Annotated in this window: 1 protein-coding gene; it reads left to right on the plus strand. The window is 48.1% G+C overall.

Features of this window, described 5'->3' with window-relative positions; genetic code table 11:
* The coding region (locus ACXAGJ_RS24725) for an Ig-like domain-containing protein (protein ID WP_474843867.1) at positions 1-364 on the plus strand (364 nt) is incomplete at both ends.

The raw sequence follows: 364 nt of genomic DNA on the forward strand, positions 1-364 counted from the left end.
CCTGCAGATGTCGCAGAAGATAGTGGAACGACCAACATAGCAGTATTAGGAAACGATAGCTTTGGAGGAGACGGTCCAAGTACCGGAACGATCAATGTGACTGCCATCCCAGCCGCCGTAGGAACTGCAGTAGTAAACAATGGAGGTACGCCAAACGATCCGACGGATGATACGATTGACTTTACTCCGGCCTTAGACTATAATGGTCCGGTAACGATTACTTATGAGATTGAAGATGCAGATGGAGATACGGCTACGGCTACGGTTACTTTCGATGTAACCCCAGTAGATGATACCCCAACGGCTACTAATGATACTCCTGCTGATGTCGCAGAAGATAGTGGAACGACCAACATTGCGGTAT

Source organism: Aquimarina sp. AWH4_224 (genome assembly GCF_056160245.1).